General features: G+C 40.2%; 16 protein-coding genes. 15 read left to right on the top strand and 1 reads right to left on the bottom strand.

What is annotated here, in order from left to right:
• Positions 1-144 precede the first annotated feature (144 nt).
• Complete coding sequence (locus QFZ77_RS37550; protein WP_307449072.1) at positions 145-4,905, top strand: NACHT domain-containing protein; 4,761 nt, start codon at positions 145-147, stop codon at positions 4,903-4,905.
• A 533-nt stretch (positions 4,906-5,438) separates the two neighbouring features.
• Positions 5,439-6,368, top strand: coding sequence for a hypothetical protein (locus tag QFZ77_RS37545; RefSeq protein ID WP_307449069.1), 930 nt, complete (start codon positions 5,439-5,441; stop codon positions 6,366-6,368).
• Between the two features lie 55 nt (positions 6,369-6,423).
• Here QFZ77_RS37545 and QFZ77_RS37540 read toward each other — a convergent pair whose 3' ends face one another.
• On the bottom strand, positions 6,424-6,753 hold the full coding sequence (locus QFZ77_RS37540; RefSeq protein WP_307449066.1) for a hypothetical protein: 330 nt from the start codon (positions 6,751-6,753) through the stop codon (positions 6,424-6,426).
• A 199-nt stretch (positions 6,754-6,952) separates the two neighbouring features.
• Here QFZ77_RS37540 and QFZ77_RS37535 point away from each other — a divergent pair, with 199 nt between their 5' ends.
• The 13 genes from QFZ77_RS37535 (at position 6,953) to QFZ77_RS37475 (ending at position 24,299) form a co-directional block, all read left to right on the top strand.
• Entirely contained in the window at positions 6,953-7,453 is a 501-nt protein-coding gene (locus QFZ77_RS37535; protein ID WP_307449063.1) for an ATP-binding protein, read from the top strand.
• A gap of 367 nt (positions 7,454-7,820) precedes the next feature.
• Positions 7,821-9,545 carry an ATP-dependent nuclease gene (locus QFZ77_RS37530; protein WP_307449060.1) on the top strand — a complete coding sequence of 575 codons (1,725 nt, stop codon included), beginning with the start codon at positions 7,821-7,823 and terminating at the stop codon, positions 9,543-9,545.
• Entirely contained in the window at positions 9,536-11,077 is a 1,542-nt protein-coding gene (locus tag QFZ77_RS37525; RefSeq protein ID WP_307449058.1) for a UvrD-helicase domain-containing protein, read from the top strand. Before QFZ77_RS37530 ends, QFZ77_RS37525 begins: the two co-directional genes overlap by 10 nt.
• A gap of 416 nt (positions 11,078-11,493) precedes the next feature.
• Complete coding sequence (locus QFZ77_RS37520) at positions 11,494-11,802, top strand: hypothetical protein (protein ID WP_307449054.1); 309 nt, start codon at positions 11,494-11,496, stop codon at positions 11,800-11,802.
• A 329-nt stretch (positions 11,803-12,131) separates the two neighbouring features.
• Positions 12,132-13,460 carry a hypothetical protein gene (locus QFZ77_RS37515; RefSeq protein WP_307449051.1) on the top strand — a complete coding sequence of 443 codons (1,329 nt, stop codon included), beginning with the start codon at positions 12,132-12,134 and terminating at the stop codon, positions 13,458-13,460.
• 439 nt (positions 13,461-13,899) lie between these two features.
• Positions 13,900-14,286 (top strand): RusA family crossover junction endodeoxyribonuclease, encoded by a 387-nt coding sequence (locus QFZ77_RS37510; protein ID WP_307449048.1) that lies wholly within the window; start codon positions 13,900-13,902, stop codon positions 14,284-14,286.
• On the top strand, positions 14,283-14,657 hold the full coding sequence (locus QFZ77_RS37505) for an NERD domain-containing protein (protein ID WP_307449045.1): 375 nt from the start codon (positions 14,283-14,285) through the stop codon (positions 14,655-14,657). Before QFZ77_RS37510 ends, QFZ77_RS37505 begins: the two co-directional genes overlap by 4 nt.
• Positions 14,658-15,113: 456 nt before the next feature.
• Entirely contained in the window at positions 15,114-17,324 is a 2,211-nt protein-coding gene (locus QFZ77_RS37500) for an AraC family transcriptional regulator (protein ID WP_307449042.1), read from the top strand.
• A gap of 80 nt (positions 17,325-17,404) precedes the next feature.
• Positions 17,405-18,982 (top strand): extracellular solute-binding protein, encoded by a 1,578-nt coding sequence (locus tag QFZ77_RS37495; protein WP_307449040.1) that lies wholly within the window; start codon positions 17,405-17,407, stop codon positions 18,980-18,982.
• 230 nt (positions 18,983-19,212) lie between these two features.
• Positions 19,213-20,187 (top strand): ABC transporter permease, encoded by a 975-nt coding sequence (locus QFZ77_RS37490; protein ID WP_307449037.1) that lies wholly within the window; start codon positions 19,213-19,215, stop codon positions 20,185-20,187.
• Between the two features lie 26 nt (positions 20,188-20,213).
• Positions 20,214-21,077 (top strand): carbohydrate ABC transporter permease, encoded by an 864-nt coding sequence (locus tag QFZ77_RS37485; RefSeq protein WP_307449034.1) that lies wholly within the window; start codon positions 20,214-20,216, stop codon positions 21,075-21,077.
• Positions 21,078-21,162: 85 nt separating this feature from the next.
• On the top strand, positions 21,163-22,737 hold the full coding sequence (locus tag QFZ77_RS37480; RefSeq protein ID WP_307449031.1) for an extracellular solute-binding protein: 1,575 nt from the start codon (positions 21,163-21,165) through the stop codon (positions 22,735-22,737).
• Positions 22,738-22,859: 122 nt separating this feature from the next.
• Entirely contained in the window at positions 22,860-24,299 is a 1,440-nt protein-coding gene (locus QFZ77_RS37475; RefSeq protein ID WP_307449029.1) for a glycosyl hydrolase family 28 protein, read from the top strand.
• Positions 24,300-24,328 lie beyond the last annotated feature (29 nt).

Here is a 24,328-nt window from a genome sequence, read left to right as displayed (position 1 = left end):
TCGTGTCGGCGGACTACTCCCTTACTTTTTAACTAGCTGAACAAGTTACAGGCCAGCCGGCTTCTTCTCGGGAATCTGATCAAATTCTTGTCATCCGATAGTTTTATGTTTGTAACCATAAATGTGTTGTTTGGGGAGGTCTTTATGTCAGGACTCATTGCAAGGTATGGCTTTCGATTTCAAGACTTATTTTTATTAAAAAAAATAATAGCTCATATAGGCGAAATACAAAGGGCTAAGACTGATGGTACGCCTCCTCCAGCTGAATTACGATTTGGTGTAGAAGCATCGGTTCCTACTTCCGAGGCTAAGGACTGGGATGTTCTAGTTCTTCGTACGCATGTAAAACAAGTTATGGAAGTTAAGAGCGGACAAATAACTGCTGAAGATAGAAGGGCGTTTTGGCTGCGGTTGAGAGAGGAACTGTTTAGAGCCGGCGAGCAACACGATCAAATTTTACCTGTCATGGTGATTGATTCAGAAAAGCCGCCTAGTGCCGCAGAGGCATGGGCGGCTCTTGGAACAAGAATGACATTCGAAGAAAACCTGAGGGATATTCACCCCCCGTTAAAGCCACCAGGAAGGGTGGATCGTGAAAGAAAGTTAATTGATGAAGCTTTATTTTGGATATGTAGAGCAACTCGAAGTAAGATTGGAGACAAAGATGGCATTGCCCTAACGTCCAAAGTAGACGTAGAAGTAGCTAAGGCAGCCTTAGTAAGATTTAAACTACAAAAAGAAGCTGGCAGCGAAATAGAAAAGAACGTAGAAGATGTCTTGGATCTGCTCGTGGATGGTCCAGATCCGTTGATGCTCCGTCGTCAAATGGAAGGTTTCATAAACGAAAGAGCAACAAGTAAGCAAATGGAACTTCACATCCTATCGGTGAATGAATTTATTAGAGAAATAACATTACTTGAACGTTTTCTCAACCGGAGTCCAGAAGTAATTAGGTTGGTACGGTTGATTAAACATGAACTTGTACCGTTGTGTCGTGGTTCTTGGGAATTCCAATTCATGAATCGTGAAGAAGGGTTGCCTTTTATTACACTGCATGAGGTCCAGCCAGAATTGGCAGCATTAGATTGGGCAAGCAGACAAGAGAGTATGGTGCTTTTAGGGGATGCTGGGCAAGGGAAATCGTATTCTTTATCTGTCATTGATTGGATGATTCAAGAGAAATATGAAATGATAGAAGTATTCCCGCTTCTTGCAGAAGGCCTTATGCATAGTACTGACGGGTACTCTGAAACGTTGTCGGAAGCTGTACATTTTATATGTGACATGGCTGCTTTAGAGAATAGAAGAACACTTTTTCTCATCGATGGACTTGATCAACTTGCAATAGACAAAAGACACTCACTTAGTTCGCTTCTTCGAACATGTGCGGAGCATACATCTTTCTTATGTGTAGTAACCTTCCGAAATGTAGAATGGCGAGACTATGAGTCTGTTCGTACGCATTTACAACGATGGGAGAAAACGCTCCTGAAAGATTGGCCCAAAGTTACGGTATCATCCATAATTAAGAAAACCGTTCAAAGAGATTTAAGCGCAGGTTTAATGCATCTTCTTCAAAAACCACTATATTTGGATATTTTCCTTCGAACTTTTGGAAGTGAAGAACAAGTGCAAGTAGGCTTACAGACGAAAGATGGTCTATTGAAAGCTTATTGGGAGCGGGTGGTCTTGACTGAGGAACATTTAGCTCGATGGGAATTGATAAGAGAGGCTTGCGAACAAATTGTAGAACTGAATGCTTGGAATCCAACTGTAAAAGTGGACCACGGCGCATTGGCTAGGCTTGAATCAATCGGATTGATTGTAAAAATTAACGATAGGGGAACATTCTCATTCAGACATCCCGTTCTCCGTGATTTTGCTATAGCTCAGTGGATCTTAAGCAGAATTGGCGATCAGGTAACATTGATTAGTCCAACTATCCAAATGATACGATCCACAGTAACAAAATACGGTGCTCAGAGAGCGCTTATAGAGATATTATGCGAAAATGAATCAGATTCAGATGTATCACTAAAAAAGTATATTATGGCTTGTAGTACCCAAGAGCAAGAAGAAATTGCACGAATACTCGGAGGACTCAGACCACCAATAAAGTTTAATCTAGATTTATGGGAGCGTAAACCGTCTCCTCTATTCATTAATAAGTTAATAGAAACGGCAATGTATTACCGTAATCGTTCCTGGTTAGAATTTTTAGTTAAGTTGAACATTGATTCAATATGGGTTCAAAGACAAGATTGGATAGGGGAAAACACTCTTGAGATAATTGTCGATTATGCACGAATTGTAAGTCAACCCTCCCAAGAAGGAGGAGATGACGATGAATTACTGAAGGAGCAGGCACAACTTACTCTGGGTTGGATGAAGGCCAACAAGTTCTCGAATGTTATTGCCCAAGCAAGAATTCTGTGGCCATTTATTATTCAATATGGATTAATTGATGATGTGCTGCAGCAGATAAATGCAGTGTTGGAACCTATTGACATTCACTTTGGGGTTCGACAAGAAATCTTAGACGCTCTGCCGCATCTAGTTTCTCGAATGTCAAGTGAGAACAATTTGAAGGGCGATGCTCTTGTCCCGATTTTCTATAAATGTATAGGGCTATCATTCAACGGGACCACACCGGTATTGAATGATGATTTCGAGAATCATGTTTTCACGTTAGATTCAAGTTTAATCGAAAATCGACAAGATGGGCAGATGCCTTTACTGTTATCCTTACCGGAGCAATTCGTACCAGTTATTATTAATTGCTTACTTGCGATGGTATTGCAGAAAAAATATAGCTTTTCTGATTATCGTAATATACAAATAGAGGATGGAGCAAACAATTTACTTATTGATGATGATCCTACATTCAATTATTGGTCACAAAGTATGCAGTACTCCCCAAGTGTGAGATTATTTAACGAGTTGGATGTTCAATCTGAGAGTTGGTTCGCAAAAGATCCTGATTGGTTTATTTCGTCAATATGTCCAACTTTACTAGAATGTCCGTTAGCCTCTGTACAATCAATTCTCCTTCGACTGTATCTTGATGCACCAACAGGACAGCGACTTATTGGAGAAGTAAAGAGAATAATATTGAAAGAATCGATGTATCATGTCTGGGATAATTCCTATTGGTTAATCAATAGCTTAATAAAGGTTTGGGATCACTTGGAGGAAGCTGAAATGGATTCTATCGTTCAAATCATCTATCGACTCTCCGAGTCTCCTTTTATTGCTGGCGAGTATATAATGAGTCTCTATGTATATCATCTACGATTCACACAAAAATTTAATGATCTTCATATTGTGTTTGATGGGGATATGATCCTGCGGGACCCTAGAGCAGATCGGATAGTTGATGTAGAACGTAATTTCGATGATTATCGAGAAATTTTCTTGCAGAGAGAGTTACAGTCAATCGGTCAATGGGGAAGCCCTGAAGAACAATCGTTTGTAGAAAAGTTATATTTACGGACAAAAGATCACACTTTAAATCAGGAACAAATTAGTGAATACCTTGACCTAATATTAAATGTTTTGCCACTTTTTGAGCGGGATATGGAAATGGTTCAATCTCATCCGTGGGTAATACGGGTTATTTCTTCAATCGTTACTCTGTACTGTGAGAGTTTAGTTGATAATTTACAAAAGAATTCTGAGGAACTTCACTCAAAATGTAAACTTTTAATAAGGCCTCTAACGGAATGGGCGTTATCATTAGTTCAGCATTCTCCGTTACCACGTATACCGGATAATTTTGCTCAAAAAATTAGTCATGTGTCTCATGATGCGTGGACATTGAGTTTAAGACTCTTAAATGAAACGTTAAAGATAGAGACCCCGGAAGATTTTCATGTTTTATTTGATCGATTGTTAGTTTTGATTGATGATGCGTTTGTAGAATTTCATCCATTGGCGCAACGGACTCTATTCATAGAAATACGTCCATATCATTGGTATAAAGAAAATAATATTGGATTAAATTGGATTGAGGAACGTATTCGTTTGAGGGAGAATATCAGTGGATTAGCGCTTATTAAAATTTTAGAAGGGATGATAGGTAGAGTTGAGCAGGCAGATATTCTTCGAATTGTAGAGGTAATTCTTTCGAAGGAAAAGTTTCCGCCAGATGCTTTATTGTTAATGAAGTCCTTAGGTGAGTTGGTAGGCGCACTTTCTTTTTATAAGCATGAATCTGGAGAGCGATCTATCTTCCGAAAGTTCGCTGATGATTTGTTGCGAAGTATAGATTCCTATCCAGTTCTAAAATTTCCAGAATTTCAGGCGACATTTTTATATTCTTTGGTATTTGGAATGAAGAAATCAGTAAATGACAAATTAGAAGATGTGTCTTTGTCATTTGATTATGGAAGTTGGATGGGAGATGTATGGGAGTATCTTCAAGCATTGGGAAATGTAGAAGTAGAACAAGCTAATAGGTTTGCTTTGTATGCTTTAAGTGGGATTAAACCTGAAAAACGGACCATAGATCCTGGGTTACGCCAAGAATGGTGGATAAGGCTTTTCCCAACATTATTACGTGTTGCACAAGAAGGTTCTAATAAAGAAATAGCCTTAATGTTTCTAACGATTCGTTCAGATAATTCGTATATCCCAACAACTGGCCTATTGTTTCTGATTGAATCTATGGTTATAAGACTCAATTCACAGTATAAAGAGATTAATATACATGAAGGTCCAATGTCTTGGTTTCAAGTAATTACTTATACAGCCGAGATCATTGAGAGAATCTCTAGCAAGCTTTCAGAAGTTGAGAAAGAGGTAGAGAGGTGTTTATCAGTATTAAATGTATTGGCAGAAGCCCCAATTAGTAATCGAAATGCTGAACGGGTGAGAATCCAAATGAGGAATCGTAAGCTAGATTAAATGTCTAAAGTTAAGGTAAAAGATTTGATTAGAGCATATGTCGGGTCTGCAATCATCAATTTCTCTAATATCATATAAAAAAAAGAAGCCGCCGCAGATTAAACTGTACCCTATCGAGTAGACACTTTAAAAAAGTATCTCGATAGGGTACAGTTTAGATTTACGTTGGCTTCTTTTTAATATCCTCGCATGTGTTTCCGCGCGATTGATGCTGATAGATAAGCTAGTTCGACTAAGACCCAGCCTTGAACTAAATGCAAGAAAAGTGGGTTAAGGAATTCGTTTATCATGCCATATCCAAAGCTAGCAAAAAGAACGGCGACTACGCCAAAGCTATGCAATAAAGCTTTCCATACTGCTGCTACTTGAAAAATTCCATTGTTTGAATACAGCTGAAGGGCAAGTGATCCACAAAATACAAGAGCTATTGCGTTTAGCAGAATTGTTATTAATCGGTTTTTGGAGTAAGCTTGCGCGATCAATAATCTTGTACTAATATGAAAACCATGAATTATATTTTAGGAGGGCTACTGATGAGTATCCCAAAGAAACTTTATAACGAAACAATAAGATATTTAATGCCGGCTGATTTTATATTCTTCAATTATGAGATTGGAGCCATTGAAAATATATTGTCTAAAGTAATATCGACTGGCAATTATGATATTGGTTTTATGAACGGGGATATTTGGAGTTCAATCGAAGGTTTCGAAATTGATAATAAGGATCATTTATATATAAGATGCGATCAAAAACGTGTAATCTTAAAATCTGTGAAGCTCAGTGTAATTGAAGTGGATGGTTTTGAGATACTCTTTTTACGTGGTGATATGTACAAGGAAAAAGAGATTGAAAAAATTAAAAAAAATAAGAACTTTCATGAATTGGATAATACATGTATACAGCACGTAAATCTAAGTAACAAAGAAGAAATTTTTCGGTGTGTCACAGCACCACTCTTTTCAAGCATGCTGTTTCCAAAGACTTTTGAAGCAAATAGCAATCAAATTAAAAATTTATTACATCTTGCTAACTTGAATGATCTCATCCTAAGGATTAATAATATAAGCAAGAGTCTTGTTAAGTCAGAAAATAATGACCCTGAATTTTATAATGAAAAGGGAAATACCTGTAGAAGAATCTTTGAACAAACACTAAAGGTTGAATGCTACATAGAAGGTATAAAATTCAATAAACCATATGATAAGCTCATGTTGAGAGATCTCCAAGATTTACTCAAAAATATATCCCCGGAGAATAAGAACAAGCAGAGGATCAAGTTTGGGCAAATGTTGAATAGTGCATCACATGATGGTAGGGTGGTTACAGAACTAGTAATTCAGGTCGAGTCTGTATTCATGTTAATGTACACGTGTATGTTATACAGCGAGGTAAAGTTCAAAGATGATATGTTCTTCTATAAACTAAAGAGTAATATATTAAAAACAGCAGCAGACAGCTGATCTAGCGCAGCGCTGGGGCAGTTTTGCCAGAGGAAATACATGATGATAAGAGAGCTTACGAGAGAACAGTAAGGCTCTTTTTTAGTTGCTGCTTATATTTAGAAGCTAAAAAAAAGAAAGTAAATAGTGTAATTACTGTTGAGATAATCCCGACAGCAAAAACGTTTTCTAATATACTTGTAACACTAATCTCAATAAACATACTAGGTATCGAATAATAAGAGTTGAATCCTTCCTGATATTTGTAAGTAAATAAATAAGATAAGAAAGTAAAAACAGGTACAAATATGACAGTTATCTCACCAAGTATTCTTCCTAAATGTTTTGAATTTGGAGTATTTCTTTGATCTTCATTAGTATTTGACTGAATATTTTCGCTTTCCATTAGGTCGCCTCCGTACAGTTGTATACGCAGAGTGTTAGCTTTTGTTTCAATGTAAATATTATAAGGCTCCTAGTTAAAGAAAGTATTGGCTTAGGATTTGGATATGGTAAGAATCTAACAATCTACTAAAAAAGAATATTTTAAATATTTTTGGGCATAGTAGTAATGCACAAAGATTGAAAGGGGAGAGATGTTGATAATGATTAGATCAGGGAATTATAGTGAATTTTCTAAGAAAATAGATTTATTCAGACAATCAGATCAGAATGTACTTTATGTAATAGGTGAATCTGGGGTTGGTAAGACAAGTGCTGCTTTAGAATACATTAATAAAAATGGAAGAAATAATGAGGTTTTATATTCTGTCTTGGCTCTTCCTCCGACACTAAAAAACTTTGGAGTAGAACTATTATTAAAGCTTAACATTTCTTTTCAGAAACATATGCATACTGATCAAATACTCGAGAGAGTCGCCATGGCTTTAAAAACACATGGAATAAAGTTGTTGTTATTAGACGATTTTGAAAAAGCGCTAGTAAGCCACGAGGGAGAATTAGAGAAGATTGTTATGTTTATTAATATTCTCTCTAAAATTACTGACGTTAAAATCGTTTTGTTTGGCCTTCCTGAAATTCATAAATTGAGTGGACGGAGAAATGAAGTCTATGAATTTGAGCAGAGTGGAATTGCAATAAGTTAATAAAATTGGATGTAAAAGGTACATGAATTCGTAACCATGTGGTGTTAATCGATATAGGTAGTAATTGGTATATAATAGTTGAAATTAAAGTCAGAATGCCGCGGCATTCTGACTTTTTATCGTGCGCCTAGTATTGGCGCTATCCCGAGGGTTCAAACAAAGATTTATTATGGAAATTTAAATAGGAAATTCGACCTAGATAGTACCTAATTTGTCGAAAATAGTTGTATAATAATGGGAAACGGTTTTGTTTTTAAAATTAACGCAGAAAAGAAATAGGAGTAATCGCTTATTCAAGTCCTACAACTTTTAGTCTTTTTATAACTTTTTTCTTTACTAATTGATTAATTCGAAGGAGCTCTCCGATATGATATTAAAGCATTTAACTATCGAGAATTTTAGAAACTTTGAGAATGTAAGTATTGATTTAACAAACCGTAACATAGTGTTTGGATTAAATGATATTGGTAAAAGTAATTTCTTATCAGCGATTCGCTTTCTACTCGATAGAAATTTCAGACGAAATGGTTTCGTTGACTCAGATTTTTATAAGAAGGATACAAAAAAACAAATTGCTATAACTCTTAAGATAGACATTTCGGAAGAAGATAATGATGAGAATAAGAAGATATATACTATGATGGGTGGGGCAATTCCATCAGGCGTTGGACATATATATATTCAACTGAAGTCAGAATACGATGAAAACTCACTTGTGGGTGAGTCCAATCTATTTTGGGGTGTTGATTTAAATGACTTGGATGAAATTCCAAGTAGCCAGTCGTATTTTGAACTCGATAAATATTTTAATGTTGTTTACATAGATTCATCGATTAACTTAGAAAACACTTTTAAGAGATATACCCGAGAGATTTTTAAAGATGAATCAAATTTAAACGAAATAGAAAGAAAAGCGCTAAGCACTCATATTAAAAATCTTAATTCAAGTGTTGGGAAATTAAGTGCTATTAAGGCATTTGAAAAAGAACTGGTTGATGAGTATAAGAAATTTAAAGAAGATAAGAATTTCAATGTTTCGATTCGATCCGAGATTGAATTAAGTAATATTCATAGTAAACTCACACCATATATACTAGATGAAAGACTTGAAAATTATCCGACCGCTGGTGATGGCAGAAAAAAAATTCTATCTTACACTCTTTTTACACTTGAGAATCGTAGGTTGGAAGAACAGAAAATTAATATTTTTTTAATTGAAGAGTTGGAAAATCATTTGCATAGATCAATGCAAATTGCATTATCTTATCAAATTTTTTCAGATGAAATATTTAAATATCTTTTCCTGACAACACACTCATCTTTAATTGTAAGTCAGATGGATGATGTTAATTTAATTAAGTTATTTAAGGAAAGCAAAGTGACAGGGAAATCATTTATTTATAAAGTACCTGAGGAGTATAGAAATTTAAAACAGAAATTGAATCAAAATTTAGCAGAAGCAATTTATGCCGATGTTGTGTTATTAGTAGAAGGACCTTCTGAAAAAATACTTTTCGAACGAATACTAAAGGATAAATGTGAGCGTTATGAAAGCTTAGGCGGTTATATCTTAGAGGTAGAAGGTATCAATTTTAGAGAATATTATTCAGTTTTAACTGCACTTGGAATAAAAGTAATAGTCAAAACAGATAATGACCTAAAAAAAATTAAAGGAAAAACAGAATGTAGTCTTATTGGAGTAAACAGATGTCAAAGGCTAATTGGTGGCAAAGAAAAAGGTAATATATCAGGCATTGATTCTAAAAAATACGAAAATGACCTTGCGTATGTAGTTGAAAGGAAAAAATTTGTTTTTAGTAAGTATCCTAATACGATTAAGACATTAAGTGATAACAATATTTATTTGTCAAAGGTTGATTTGGAAAATGATTTATATGAAGTAATCCCAGGTATTATGGACAAGATTGCACGAAATAATAATTCATCAAAGAATGGTGTGGACTTTTTACAAAGTGCTAAATTAATTAACATGATTGAGTTAAGCAGAGAATTAAGTAAAGGTGCCATTGATAAAATTTATAAGCACGAAAGATTTAAATGTGTGAAAGTATTGGTGGAATTATGCTGCTAGTAGACAAGGATATTCGGGATGAAATTCTTACTACAAGAGGAAATATTGTTATTAGTGCTAGTGCAGGAACGGGTAAAACTCACACTACTATACAAAGAATTATTAAAGATGCAGAGGAAAATAAAAGCTATCAAACTTTTGCAGCAGTTACGTTTACACGGAAAGCAGCAAAAGAAATAAAAAAAAGATTGGGTCCTAAGAATGGCGAAGGATATATAGGAACCAATGATAATTTTATTTGGTTAGAAATAATTCAACCATTTATGTACGATGTATACGGGATGGAGTTTAAAATTGAGATTAAGCCTGACTACAATGATGAGAATCAAGTGAAAACATTCAATGAAGGCATTGAGAAAATAAAGAGCACTCAATTGATGTGTAAGTATAATAACCTAAAAAAGAATTTTGCGTTCCAATTGGCATTGGAAATTTTAAAAAACTCAGCTTCGTGTAAAAGATATTTAAAAGCAAAATATTATCGAATATATATTGATGAGTATCAGGATAGCGATGAAGATATGCATAATTTCTTTATGTATTTATGTGATATTCTTTCAATTCCTTTGTTTATTGTAGGGGATGCAAAACAGTCAATATATAGTTGGCGAGGTGCTTATAGCCTTGGATTTACTGGGTTGTTTACTAAGTTATCTTTTACTAAATTTGAACTATGGCATAATTTCAGATCAAATAAAGTAATTCAGAATTATTCAAATATCTTCATGAAGGATGTAAGGAAGAATTTCCAACCAACAAAGTTTAATGATGAAGTTACTTTTGTTAAATATGACGATGAGAGTAAAGCGGTTAATTATATTAAGAATTGGATAGATGTGAGTAAGAAGTGTGCATTTTTAAATTATAGTAATAATAACGCGGAGGCTTGGAGTGGACGGTTAAATGATGTTGGAATTCCTTTTGTTTTCATTCCAGGATCCCCATTGGATGTAACTTCTCTTGAAAGTGAGCATATTTGGATTGCAAGAGGTATTGCTCATTACTCCTTACAATATCGATACAGTGAGTATGATTTTAGAGATGAAATTCCAATGCCGGAAAACTATAAAATTTCCATCATTAAAAAGATGTTAAATACAATTAAAGATTCACAAAGCGAAATGCAATTGTTTGAAAAAAATTGCATTGAGTTTTATTCATATCTCGGTTTCACTGAAGACAACGTAAAGATTAAAAAAGAAATTAAAGTGTTATTTGAAGTAGTAAATAATGAGAAGTATATTTCTACCTATAATCAAGAGCGTCATAAACTAACTACTGGGACAATTCACTCTTCTAAAGGCCTTGAATTTGAACAGGTAATAATAAATGCTCAGGACTTTGATCTAACAAGAGAAGGGATTATTTATTTACATTATGTAGCAATATCTAGACCTGAAGAAAGGTTGTTGATCTTAGCACAAAACGCGATATTTGATAGATATAAGGGCTACATTAATTATACAATCTCTGAAACCCGAAAATTGGGGATTGAAATCTCTAATTCAGATGTAGTAAAGATAATAGAGTAAATATAATCTGTACTGTTAGTGTGAAAGTGCTTCTTAATTTTTGAGCTTCATCCAATATTTATGTATGGAATTTTTGCGAAAGAATATAAAAAAGTATCAATACTCACTAGCTTATATGAAGTAATTACAACATCAATTTCGGATAAAATCTGTAAGATGTTATTGCGCTCCAATTTCACACCATTATTCATAACAACCTTTCAATTCTCCAGTTGAACATCAGAGATGAAAAACAAATGACTAACGTCGGCATCTTTCTAGTTCTATCATCTGACAACATAAAGACTTAGTTAGCTTAATAAAAATGAATGTTACCCAATTCATGATATACTTACTATATCATCGATTATTATTAGATTGCTAAGGGAATTTCGGTCAAGTAATTTATTGATTTTTAGACAAGGAGAGTGGCACGAATGACTATTGGTGAATTTAAAAAAATATTATCTGATAATGATATTGGAATGACATACACATTTGAGAATAATGAATGGATTTTTGAACTGTGTTTTGGTGGTAGCCATAGTCAGAGTATTTCTCATAATCTTAAGATTTACAATTTAAAATTCTTTGAGGTTGCCGCTCAAAACATTGCTTCTCAGGGCATGGGAGTTTTTGGGGCTACATGCAAAGTAGTTATGACTAGTGATAATCCCTATACTTTTAAGATTACAGGGGTTATTCCAGTTGCATTAGCGTTTGCTCAAAGAATTTTAACTGTTTAGCCCCAAATTGATTAAGATAAACGGCGTGATGATTTTGCCTCCACCGTTTTCCTACAGGACATAATTATTCTAGATATCGCCTTCACTGGGGCGTTTTTTTTTCTTTAAAAAACATGGAGCAGTTGTATTTGAAATTGACTGAATAATAAAGATATCAAAGGCCAGCTCTTAAGTGTACCAAGGGCCCTTCCAACCAAAAGGAAATTGGCATATCCTCTCTGAGCCCAGGACAACCTTGGACTTTAGGATAAGGGTCATATAACTTTCATTACCTAGAAATAATCCAGGATATTGCAGCAGGAGTAAACCTAGTGCGAGGTGAACCTTTCATGAAAAAGGAAATAGAAAAAGATTTATTTAAACTCGTGGTGCCAGAGGGAAGGTGTGATTCGCGTTTTTTATCAATTAGAAACCTTCCCGAGAATGAGGCTACTCGTCTTATGATGAATGAAGTATTTCAGAAATTTCATGATGCCGATGGTAACTTTGTAGAGCAGCTCCAAACAACAGGATTTGATGCTCGCGTTTTCGAATTATATTTGTTCGCTTACCTGTGGGATGGGGCATATGATATTTCTCGCGATTTCGATAGACCAGACTTTATCATTGAAATGAATGGTACGCGTGTGGCCTTGGAAGCAACAACCTCCAATCCCACAGCAGGTTTCAATCCTGATGAAGAAGTCACGCCATCATCAAAGGAAGACATGCAAGAAAAGCTCTTACATGAACTTCCCATTAAACTAGGTAGCCCTCTATTTTCTAAACTCAGAAAAAAGTATTGGGAGCTACCTCAATGTAAGGAAATTCCTTTTGTACTTGCTATTGAACCGTTCCATGAAACGGAATCCTTAAGCTATTCATCCTCTTCTCTCATTCAATACTTATATGGACAAAAAGATACTGTTGTTGAGGATTCGGAAGGGAAAAAATCAATCGAAACTTCCCCACTTTCGGAACACAGAAGCGGGTCCAAAGTTATTCCGAGCGGCTTTTTTAGTCTGCCGGATACGGAAAATATTAGTGCCATCATTTATACAAATGCAGGGACGGTGGCAAAATTTAAGCGACTTGGCTTTCATTACGGTTATTTCACTCGTTATTCTAAAATTATGCGGATTGGCACGTGCTATGACCCTGACCCAAATGCTTATGAACCCCAAACATTTACCTATGATTTGTCTGAACGGGAGATAGAACCTTGGGGAGAAGGTTTGGTCGTTTGTTATAATCCCCATGCAAAGTATCCTTTGCCTCGGAGTTTTTTTGTAGAAGCAGCCGAGTACTACATTGAAGGAAATCAATTATTTTGTGATATTCCGAAATTCTTTCCCTACCAGTCGAAAACATTTCACGATATGACTTCATATTTTCCCCTAGAAACCCCGCCGAAGTGGGTCACTCCGATTACAAAGTCTTTCGTCAACCTGAAGGTGATTCGAATGGAGCATCCTCTATATACCGAACTGGAATGGTATATGGAGAAGAAATCAAAGAAAATCGGTATTGTACTTAGAGACAATAACGACGAGGACTTTAGCATTGTATTGTTTAAAAAGGTTGCCGGTAAATACGAGTTTGCGAGAAATGATATTAACTTTGTTACCATTGGCCAGGCCCGTAAGAAGCTCTTTCAATATCTCTTATTAAAGACATAGCAGTCCTCGCATGACCAAAAGTAAATCTACTTTTGTTAAGAGATGCCGAGTGGTGGACGAAGCAATTGGTAGATTAGGATTCAAGCACATCATTTTCCTCTGGTGTCCATAGCTTTATTTCAATAATGGATTCGACCACTCGAAGAATTATAAAAAGTGGTAATATCAACGCTGTATAGGTGTAGCAATGGCACACGTACATATGGATAAGAAATTGATCGAAAACTGTAACCCGTATTTATTAAATATCACTACTGAGACACATTTATCTCGGTTTTTTAGTTATAAAAGATTTACCTCTATAGATCCCGTTCCAAGTGAAAGCTCCCTGCATATAAAAGTTAAAAAATGCGATTTTTGTCCAAATTATGGTATGATAGAGTCGCTATATATACTGTAATTTGAAAGGGAAAATGTAGATATTCCATTTGAATTTATTGTGGACGGTCCTCCTGTTTCTCTGCAAACTAAGAATCGACCGCGGCTTCAGGATTGGAAAGCCAGAGTACGAGACGCAGCACAATCCTTTTGGCCATCAGGCGATAGTCCTTCGGATCAGAACTTAAGAATAAGCATAACTTATTATTTCGATACCGCAAGTCCTGATGTAGATAACATCATTAAACCAATACAAGATACGCTTATTGGTTTAGTGTACATCGATGACAACCAGATTATGGATACCTCCTGTGGAAAACGCGATATCAACGGCTCATTCAAAATACGTGGAGCCTCTTCAGTTCTAGTAAAAGGTTTTACTCAGGGAAATGAATTTCTATTCGTTAGAGTTAATGAAATGACAGATCTTGAGGAGGTAAGGCAATGACCAAAAAAGACCTTGATAGGATTCGCGAAAAAATAATCGAAATTTCAAAAGAATACATTGATAATGGTTATGTAGTTTTTACTGAGCCCAAATTGACGGATACTCCTGACTTCTTAAAAAATTACCAACCGGATATTATAGCGATTAGCGATAAGGACAAAGTTGTAGTAGAAGTTAAATCAAAATCTACAATTACTAAATCAAGTAACTTAGAAGAAATAGCAGATGTTGTGAACAAACAGAATGGTTGGAGATTTGAACTCGTTGTAACTAATCCATCAGAGAAGTCCTCTGAAGACAAGCAAGAACTCAATTCTAGTGAAATAAATAAATTATTTGAAGAGGCTGCGTTATTATTCCAATTAGTCTAAATGATTTGTCATATGTATTTCAAAACTAATTTGTAATTCAAACAATTTGACTCAAAATCCATTTCAAAACTTTATTTGTCATATTAATTTTTGCGAAAAAGCCAGCAAACCCTTGTGTTTTCTGGCTTTCTCCATTTCAAAACCAATTTGTCATCTAACAACACCTGTTGGGTGACAAATAAGTTTTGAAGTAGACAATAAAGTTTTGAAGTGACAAATAAAGTCTTGAAGTAACAAACAAAGTTTTGAAGTATAAAGTTTTTAAGTAATTAGGCGTTCACTCTATGGTGAACGCTTATTATTTGTATAGTTGTTTGTTCATTGATTTCCAACACTTGCAATCTACGAACCTCTGGCAAATCAAGCAAAAGATTGGTATATTGGTTTTACCCGAGGGCAATGGAAGAGAAACATTCAGAAGTTGTACGGTATCAAGGATTGTGCGGGAGGATACTCATGAAATTCTTGTCTTTTTATAGAGATACCTTTTTTAACCGCCTCATCTTATCGCATACGGCATTAGCTGTCGTGCTGCTCGGACTTGCGGGGGGCTACCTGTACACGCAGGCCAATCAGATGATGGTGAACGAAATCGCCAGGGATAGCCAAAGCCGTCTCGTTACGGCAAAGGATTATGTGGAACGGACCTTGCTGCAAAAATACGAAGACAATCTACAAAATAAGGTCATACCCACCATTTTCACTCGGAACAACTCTAATTTAAATTATTTGCTGGATAATGGATGGGTAGGAAACCTTGATCTTATTTTATCCTTGCAACAAGATCTTGACAGTTTTAGGAAAACATCTGAAGGCGCTTCCAATATAACCGTGTATTTTCATAAAGGAAATTATGTCGTAAACAGCGATCTTTTCTTTGAAAATCCTGAAAACTCCAAGGACTTCGGTTTTATAGGGCAGCTTTCGCAAATTGCTCCGAACCGGTGGATGATCCGCACATTGCCGGACGGAAAACAAGTGATGACGTATGTCGTTAAGCTCCCATATGGGATTGGCAGCTCTTCGCCGAAAGGATACCTGTATGTTGACGTCGATCTGGAGTACCTGAAGCAGGCTGTAGCTAAAATCATTACCTCCTCATTCGAGAGGTTCTATATATTCGATGCGAACGGGAATGTACTCCTGCAAACAGCCGGGGAGAATCCGGAAGAAGTCGGGCTGCTTCAGCAAGCCATCGGATCCGGCAAGACCGTCTCAAAGATCAGCGACAGTGTGCGCGGTACCATCGTATTATCGCATCTCACCGGCTCGAAGTCGGAACTTGGTTGGACCTATGCGATAGTTCGGCCGATGAATTCATTTGTGCTGGATTCAAAACGAATGAAAACCAAAATTTTCGTAGCCTGCTGTCTTGTACTCGTGTTCGGGCTTGCGGTTTCCTACCTGATTTCCAAACGTTTCTATCTCCCGATGAAAAAGCTGATCCAACATGTTCGCAACCTGTATCAACCGGGTCTGAACCCAGGCCATGCGAATGAATATATGATTATCGGCAGTGCGTTGAACTTCATGGGACAAAAAATCGTGAGTTTGGAATCTCAGGCCAAAAAGAATGAGATGAAAAACCTGGTGTTGGGCGCCAGTCTCGGTCTAGTGCATGTGGATGGCCTGCAACAGGAATGCCGCTATCAGGTGGTACATGCCCAACTCATCGAAGGCGATAGCGAGAAGCTTAAGATGCGATACGAGCAATTCGATCGCACCGTGCCATACGAGGTTGTTTGCTTGAATTCGCAGGAAGTGGCCATCATTTACTTCCTGGATTCACGCACCGAGATGGATGATGAGATGGTAGCAGCGGAATTGGACAAAATCAAGGACGAAGTACGGGGAGAGCTTCGATTCGGAGCGGGTATCGGCACTTCGGTCGTATCGCCCGAAAAAATTCCTCTTTCCTATCGAGTTGCTCATCAAGCGTATCGATATCGCTTTATGTACGGTCCTGAAGCAATCATTCTTCATTCGAAAATTTCCGCTTTTGATCCGAAGCCGCCACTGATTCCTCTGGCTACATTTCAGAATACGCTTAAGGCCGGGGATGTAGAGGGCGCTAATCTATTTATCGATGAATTCGCTGCGATTCTGATGGAACGGAATATGCAGCTTGAATCGGTGGAACTCGCGCTTCTTCAGCTCGTTTCCGCACTGTACGAAACGATCATTGAGCTGGGGCTGCAGCAAATCGTTCCTCCTTCTAATCTGTTTGACGAACTGAAGAAAGATACGCTGGCAGACACGATGGCATCGATTCGCAGACTTTCCGAACGGATTGGGGTTCATGTGCGGGATTCAGTCAAGCATAAGCAAGCGGAAGTTATTTTCAAGCTGAAAGGCTATATCGATGAGCATTTGCACGAAGATCTTTCGCTCAACGTTCTTTCCGAAGTTGCTTCGCTTGCTCCTGCCTACATTTCCACTTTGTTCGGCGAAGTGATGAACGAATCGTTTACCGAATACGTGACCCGAATCAGACTCGAAAAAGCCGCCTGCTTGCTGCGGGAGGACGATAAGTTGTCCGTTACGGAAATCGCTGCACTTGTCGGATATCGTAACCTGCAATATTTTCATGTTAAATTCAAAGCACGTTTTGGCATTACTCCGGTTCAGTACAGACAAACGAAACCAACGGCGAGTGCGACCAACTAGCGGGTTTTTTCCTTAAACAGCCTTTTAACGGCTGTTTCTTCCATTTCTAAATAAAGAAATTAAAAGGGGAGGACAAAACAATGAACCAAAGAAAACAGACTTTGCTTGGTCTGATGAGCATCGTCTTGTCGATGTCTCTCGTCGCGGTCGGTTGCGGCAAAGAAAGCGATAGCGGGACTACACCGAAGGCATCCGTAGAAACGGCGAAGCCCGAGGCCGGCGACAATCCGATCGAGATTACGTGGGCGAACAACTTCAGTCCTCCTGAAGCTGAAGGCAATTATGTGCAGAAGCAGCTGGAGCAAAAATTCAAGGTCAAAATCAAAAACGTCAAACTCGACCGCCAGGGATGGAAGGATAAATTTAACGTGCTGCTTGCTTCCGGACAAATTCCCGACATTTTCCCGATCGATGCAGACGAAACCGATATGGCCGCATGGGCGGACCAGGGCATCATTGCCAGCATTTCCCCGGATGAAATCCGAAACAATATGCCGAAGTATACGAAAGCGCTGGAATCGATTGACGCCGGCGCATGGAATGTCGGTTACTATAATGGAAAGAACTGGGGAATTCCGAAAGTATGGCCTATCGGCAATTCAGGCATGATCCCAGGTTACAATGAAGCATGGCTGAAGAAGATCGGCTACAATGAGCCTCCGAAGACGCTCGCGGAGCTGGAGGATGTGCTCACCAAATTCGTCAACAACGATCCGGACGGAAACGGCAAGAAGGATACGTACGGCATGTCGGGCCGAGGCAAGCTCCCGATCCAAATGTTCACTTCCGTATTCTCGGCTTACGGCGTATCGCCGTATCAGTTCAAGATAGGTGCCGACGGCAAAGTCGTATATGGCGGCATCACGGAAGAAACCCGCTTGGCGCTCAAGCTCCTGAACAAGTGGTTCGAGGCCGGACTTATCGATCCGGAGTTCATTACGGCGGATAACGGTCAGCTTAATGATAAATTCGCCAACCAAAAGATCGGCATGATCGATAACATGGGTTGGCGCAGCTTTGACGCTGAATCCGCATATATTACGAAATCCGCATTGGAAAAGGGCCTACACGTCATTGCAGGAAAGCCGGTTATCGGGCCGGCCGGCAAAGCGTATGCCTTCTCCGCCGGCGCGCGTCAAGCCCCTGTATTGTTAGGCGTGCAGCTTGAGAAGGATGCGGCGAAACGGGCCAGGATTGAGCAAATTCTCGAATACGTTGCAACAAATACGGAAGGCTGGCTGCTTACGGTTTACGGTGAGAAGGGCGCCAACTACGACATGAACGGCGACTCTGTCGTTGCAAGGACAATACCGGAGGCCTCAAAAGCCGGCGCCGGCAGCTTCTACAATCCGCTCGCCAACGTAGATATAAGCATGGCGAAATATAACATGACCAAGGAATTGCTGGATCTGAAGGCGAAGCTGGACAGCGGTTATGAGCCGCTCAGAGACGTTATTGGCCCGGCCGTATTGACCGCCAAGGCGAAATATTGGGCGAGTCTGCAGACGCTGGTGGATAATTATTTGATTAAAGCCGTCATCGGCAAAGCGGATACGGATAAAGGGTTCGACGATTTTAAAGTGAATTGGCTGAAATCCGGAGGCCAAGAATTGACGGACGAAGCCAACAAGGTATATGCACAGCGGCAAAAGAAGTAATCGAATAGGATGTTCAGCGGGGCAAAATAGCGCATTTTTGCCCCAATATTTCCCAAACAGCCGATTTCAGGCTGTTTTTTTTCATTTCGAAAGAAATTAACATCCGATTTTGAAAGAATTCAAAAAAATTCGAATGAAATTGACATGGAAAAAGCGCTTTCAATCGTTTACATTTTGGTCATAGCGCCAAGAACACAACAACCCAAATTTCGAAAGGATGTGCAAAACATATGAATCCGGCAAACGCCTCTGCAGTAAGCGCTGTCAAAGAAGCCGGCAAAAAAACGGAATCCAGGGTGGCCTACAACTGGAGACTATATAAAAAGAACAAGTATTTGTTTCTATTATTAGCTCCTGTGTTAATCTGGTATGCCATATTTCACTACGGCCCGATGTACGGAATTCAACTGGCTTTTAAAGATTTTTACATGATGAAAGGGATTTGGGGAAGCCCTTGGGTTGGGTTTAAGCACTTTCATTATTTATTTGCGATGTCACCTGACTTTTGGAAAATCATGCGAAATACGGTTGTGATCAGCTTTTATCACATCGCATTCGGTTTTCCGGCCCCGATCATTTTGGCATTGCTATTAAACGAAGTGCGGATTTCGGTATTCAAGAAGATTGCCCAAACGATCTCGTATTTGCCCCACTTTTTATCCTGGGTCGTCATAGGCGGGATTATGATTACGCTGCTGTCTCCGAGCACGGGGGTCGTCAATTATATCATCGAACAGCTTGGATTTAAACCGATCTATTTTTTGGGCAACGAATCGTATTTCCGGTTCACCCTTGTCGCTTCCGGCATCTGGAAAGAAATTGGCTGGGGGACCATCATCTATTTGGCGGCTTTGGCTGGAGTGGATCTGCAGCTGTACGAAGCAGCCGTACTTGACGGAGCAAACCGCTGGAAGCAAACCGTGCATATTACGATTCCTTCCATTCTTCCTGTTATTACCATTCTATTGATCTTGCGGGTTGGCGGGGTTTTGGATGCGGGGTTCGACCAGATCCTGACCTTATATTCTCCAGCTGTATATGACAAAGCTGATGTATTGGATACGTATGTGTACCGCGTAGGCCTGCAAAACTTCCAGTTCAGTTTGACGGCAGCAGTCGGTCTTTTCAAAAATGTCATAGCGGTAGTTCTGGTGTTAATGACCAACTATATCGTGAAAAAAATGGGGCAAGAAGGAATTACGTAACAAGGTTCAGAAAGGTGTGAACGGCCGTGAGACTAAGCTCAGGTGAAAAGGTATTTCAAATTTTCGTAATCGCATTTCTTGCTAGTGTTTGTATATGTATGATCTACCCGTTTCTTCACGTTCTTTCCATCTCCCTCAGTACCGGTGCCGAGGCGTTAAGGCCGGGATTGCACTGGTATCCACATGAGATATCGCTCGGTGCTTGGAAGAGAGTGCTTACGACCGATTCGGTTTGGATCGCTTTCGGGAACACGGTGTTTCGCTCTGTAGTGGGGACGTTTCTTACACTGCTATTCATGGCGATGGGGGCCTACCCGCTCTCGAAGAAGTATCTTCCGCATCGCAATTTTTACACCATGTTTATTGTTGTAACGATGTTTTTTGGCGGCGGGCTTATTCCCACCTACCTCCTGATCAAATCGCTAGGGTTCATCGATTCGCGTTGGTCCTTGATTATCCCTGGCTTGATCAGCACGTATTCGATGCTGATTCTTCGCAACTTCTTCATGAGCCTTCCGGAGGAGTTGGAGGATTCCGCCAAAATCGACGGGGCAAGCGACCTGCGTATTTTGTTCACCATCGTGATACCGTTGTCCAAGCCTATATTGGCCACTCTTGCGCTTTGGTCTGCCGTCGGGCATTGGAACGCCTGGTTCGATGCGATGCTGTACATTCAGGATCAATCGAAGACTGTGCTTCAGATATTGCTAAGAAGAATCGTGATTATCCCGGAGGGAAATAACTTGATGAACGGGCCTATCGAGGAACAGGAGCCGGAAACCCTCAAGGCCGCAATCATCATGTTTACTGCGTTGCCGATCCTCGTCGTCTATCCGTTTCTTCAGAAATATTTTGTCCAAGGCGTCTTGGTTGGCTCGCTAAAGGGTTAGCATATATCACCTGATTTAAACGGATTGCTCTTGTAGTGTTCCGTCTAAATATAACTTGTATGATAAAAAAGGGAGGAAAAAAAGAATGAAACAAATTAACAAGAAAATGTTGGGTATGACTTCTATCGTCTTATCGATGTCGCTTTTGGCGGCAGGATGCGGTGGAGGGAAAACGGCCGAACAAACGCCGGCAGTTTCCAATAAACCGGGGGAAGCAGTAAAGCCGATTGAAATTACTTGGGCGAACAACTTCAATGCGCCTGAAGCTGACGACAACTATGTGCAGAAGCAGTTGGAGCAAAAATTCAACGTCAAAATCAAGAATGTCAAATTTGAACGTACGACATGGAAGGATAAATTCGGAGTGCTGCTTGCTTCGGGACAAGTTCCTGACATTTTCCCGATCGATGCAAACGAAATCGATATGGCCACGTGGGCGGATCAAGGCGTCATCGCCAGCGTTTCCCCGGATGAAATCAAAAAGAATATGCCGGGTTATATAAAAGCGATGGAATCGGTCGACGCAGGCAGCTGGGGTGTTGGCAATTACAAAGGGAAGAACTGGGGGATTCCGAAAGTATGGCCGGGCGGCAATTCAGGCCTCATTCCCGGTTACAACGAGGCTTGGCTGAAGAAGATCGGTTACAACGAGCCTCCGAAGACGCTCGCGGAGCTGGAGGATGTGCTCACGAAATTCGCCAATAACGATCCGGACGGCAACGGCAAGAAGGATACGTACGGCATGTCGGGCCGCGGCAAGATCCCGATCCAAATGTTCACCTCCGTATTCTCGGCTTACGGCGTATCGCCGTATCTGTTTAAGTTAGGCACCGACGGCAAAATCGTGTACGGCGGAATCACGGAAGAAACCCGCTCCGCACTTAAGCTTCTGAACAAGTGGTATAAGGGCGGACTGATCGATCCGGAGTTTCTGACGACCGACAACAATCAACTCAACGAGAAATTCGCCAACCAAAAGATCGGTATGGTCGACAACATGGGGTGGGGTAGCTTCGCTAAGACCTCCGGATTTATTGCGAAGCCCGGATTGGAGAAGGGTCAGAACGTTATCGCCGGAAAGCCGGTTATCGGTCCGGCTGGCAAAGCGTACGCTTTCTCGGGCGGCGCGCGTCAAGCTCCTGTTCTGTTGGGCGTACAGCTTGAGAAGGATGAATCGAAACGGACCAAGATTGAGCAAATTCTCGATGCCGTTGCAACAAATCCGGATTTGTGGTTGCTGACGGTTTACGGTCAGAAGGACATCAACTACGATATGAACGGCGACTTGGTTGTTCCGAAGACGACACCTGAGGCCGCTGTTAACAAAGCCGGCGCCGGCAACTTCTACAATCCACTCAACGCCGTAGATAGTTCCATGGCGAAATATAACACGAGCAAGGAATTGCTGGACTTGAAGGCGAAGGTGGATACCGGTTATGAGCCGCTCAGAGACATTTTGGGACCTGCTGTTTTGACCACCAAGGCGAAATATGGGGCGAATCTACAGACACTTTTAGACGCATATGTGATTAAAGCCGTCACTGGCCAAGCGGATACAGATAAGGCGTTCGACGATTTCAAGGCGCAATGGCTGAAATCCGGCGGTCAAGAAATGACGGACGAAGTTAATAAGGTATACGCAGAGCGAAATAAAAAGTAATGTAATTTAACTATCTATGAAGCCGGTTGGCTGGAATATGCTTCTATGTTCCGGTCGACCGTATTTTAACTGACGAAGGACGGGATCAACATGATTGTTCTGGAATATACGGAGAGACCGGTATGAAGACGATTTCAAACACTTCGGCATCGAATCGATTGATCGTCTACCCTGCTCCCGAGGGGGCGGTTGGAAATTCCGATTATACGGTGCGCGTTCGACAAGATCAGGGAGAATGGCGGCCGTTGTTCTGTTACAACGTGAAGGTTGACATGCACGATGTGCGGAACGCCTCTATGGTTTATTTCGATTGCACCGGTGCGGTTGAAATCGAAGTGACCAAGAATAACGGAGAGGTTCGGAGCGTGGAGATTCGTCCTGCATCCGTGGGGATTGACGGTGTCGTGAACGAAAACCGGGTGACGTTCACAATCGATGGACCACGCAAACTATCGCTCGAAGTGGACGGAGAGCGGTTCCATAATTTGCACATATTTGCCAATCCGATCGAGGAAGACGCACCGAACCCTGGTGATCCGGGCGTAATCGTCGTTCGGCCGGGCACTCATCGGACGGAAGAACTTCAGAGTCTTATTACGCCAGATATATCGGTCCTCTATTTTGAATCCGGTATGCATGTTCTGGAACAGCCGCAGCTCCGCATTCCTTCCGGCAAGACGGTCTATGTCGCTGGCGGTGCGGTGATTGCTGGGGCATTCGTGTGCGATCGTGTACAGGATGTAACCATCCGGGGGCGCGGAATCGTCTATATGACCGACTTCGAGAAGACGACGTATTACCGCACCGTTGAAATCCTGTTCTCCAGAAACGTTGCGATTGAAGGTATCATTGCTGTCGATCCTCCTCACTATACCGTATTCATCGGGAAATCCGAGCATATTACGATCCGAAACATCAAATCATTCAGCACCCGAGGGTGGTCGGACGGCATTGATATGATGGCAAGCAGCCATGTGGACGTTGACGATGTGTTCTTGCGAACATCCGACGATTGCATCGCGATCTATGGCAGCCGCTGGGATTATCAGGGGGACACACGGGATGTCAGAGTCCGCAATTCCGTTTTATGGGCGGACGTGGCTCATCCGATGAATGTCGGCGGGCACGGCAATCATGAGAAAGGGGACATCGTCGAGAACATCCTTTTCGAAAATATTGATGTGCTCGAGCATCATGAGCCGCAGCCCTATTATTGGGGGTGTATGTCCATTAATTGCGGCGACAACAATACGGTCCGGAATGTCACTTATCGAAATATCCGGGTCGAACCATTCGAGCTCGGACAATTGTTCGATATTCGCGTGCTTTTCAATCCCAAATATAATCCATGTCCCGGTTACCGGGTGGAAAATATTTTGTTCGACAATATCGTTTACAACGGAGCCTGCGATAATCCGTCGGTTATTGCCGGATTCGATGAGTCCAGAATCGTCAAGGGGGTGATGTTCCGGAATGTTCGAATCAACGGTCGGCACCTTCTCCATCCGGAGTCTGGAAATATTCGGGTAGGAGAACATGCATATGACGTTGAATTCACCTAATGCAAGTCGAATAAAATCATTGGAATGGG

Origin of the sequence: Paenibacillus sp. V4I3, assembly GCF_030817215.1 — a bacterium.
In the GTDB taxonomy this organism is placed as follows: domain Bacteria; phylum Bacillota; class Bacilli; order Paenibacillales; family NBRC-103111; genus Paenibacillus_E.
Note: the sequence above shows the minus strand (reverse complement) of the source record. Positions and strands in the feature narration are given on the sequence as shown.

Coding starts and splice junctions, on each gene's coding strand:
- QFZ77_RS37550 (WP_307449072.1), top strand. CDS start 145: ATGTCAGGACTCATTGCAAGGTATGGCTTTCGATTTCAAGACTTATTT.
- QFZ77_RS37495 (WP_307449040.1), top strand. CDS start 17,405: ATGAACCAAAGAAAACAGACTTTGCTTGGTCTGATGAGCATCGTCTTG.
- QFZ77_RS37520 (WP_307449054.1), top strand. CDS start 11,494: ATGACTATTGGTGAATTTAAAAAAATATTATCTGATAATGATATTGGA.
- QFZ77_RS37525 (WP_307449058.1), top strand. CDS start 9,536: ATGCTGCTAGTAGACAAGGATATTCGGGATGAAATTCTTACTACAAGA.
- QFZ77_RS37515 (WP_307449051.1), top strand. CDS start 12,132: ATGAAAAAGGAAATAGAAAAAGATTTATTTAAACTCGTGGTGCCAGAG.
- QFZ77_RS37505 (WP_307449045.1), top strand. CDS start 14,283: ATGACCAAAAAAGACCTTGATAGGATTCGCGAAAAAATAATCGAAATT.
- QFZ77_RS37490 (WP_307449037.1), top strand. CDS start 19,213: ATGAATCCGGCAAACGCCTCTGCAGTAAGCGCTGTCAAAGAAGCCGGC.
- QFZ77_RS37500 (WP_307449042.1), top strand. CDS start 15,114: ATGAAATTCTTGTCTTTTTATAGAGATACCTTTTTTAACCGCCTCATC.
- QFZ77_RS37475 (WP_307449029.1), top strand. CDS start 22,860: ATGAAGACGATTTCAAACACTTCGGCATCGAATCGATTGATCGTCTAC.
- QFZ77_RS37540 (WP_307449066.1), bottom strand. CDS start 6,753: ATGGAAAGCGAAAATATTCAGTCAAATACTAATGAAGATCAAAGAAAT.
- QFZ77_RS37545 (WP_307449069.1), top strand. CDS start 5,439: ATGAGTATCCCAAAGAAACTTTATAACGAAACAATAAGATATTTAATG.
- QFZ77_RS37480 (WP_307449031.1), top strand. CDS start 21,163: ATGAAACAAATTAACAAGAAAATGTTGGGTATGACTTCTATCGTCTTA.
- QFZ77_RS37530 (WP_307449060.1), top strand. CDS start 7,821: ATGATATTAAAGCATTTAACTATCGAGAATTTTAGAAACTTTGAGAAT.
- QFZ77_RS37535 (WP_307449063.1), top strand. CDS start 6,953: ATGATTAGATCAGGGAATTATAGTGAATTTTCTAAGAAAATAGATTTA.